Source organism: Microvirga sp. 2MCAF35 (assembly GCF_052115545.1).
Taxonomy (GTDB): domain Bacteria; phylum Pseudomonadota; class Alphaproteobacteria; order Rhizobiales; family Beijerinckiaceae; genus Microvirga.
In genome coordinates, this window is sequence record NZ_JBFRGW010000118.1 from 1 (window position 1) to 384 (window position 384).

Sequence of the window (384 nt, forward strand, 5' to 3'; positions counted from 1 at the left end):
GGGCGTTGGCAGCAGCCACTTTCATTTCTTCGTTGATGCGCTTGGCGCGAACGTCCAGGGCACCACGGAAGATGAACGGGAAGCCCAGTACGTTGTTGACCTGGTTCGGGTAGTCCGAACGGCCGGTGGCCATGATCACATCGTTGCGAGTGGCGTGCGCCAGTTCCGGGGAGATTTCCGGATCCGGGTTCGAGCATGCGAACACGATCGGGTTGGCCGCCATGGATTTCAGGCCTTCAGCGCTCAGCAGGTTCGGACCGGACAGGCCAACAAACACGTCGGCGCCTTCCAGTGCGTCAGCCAGGGTGCGCTTGTCGGTCGCGTGAGCGAAGACGGCCTTGTACTGGTTCAGGTCATCACGGCCGGAGTGGATCACACCGGTAC

1 protein-coding gene is annotated in these 384 nt (G+C 61.7%); it reads right to left on the bottom strand.

Features of this window, described 5'->3' with window-relative positions; genetic code table 11:
- Positions 1-384: malic enzyme-like NAD(P)-binding protein (locus tag AB4097_RS21555; RefSeq protein ID WP_442043353.1), on the bottom strand; the 384-nt coding region annotated here is incomplete at both ends.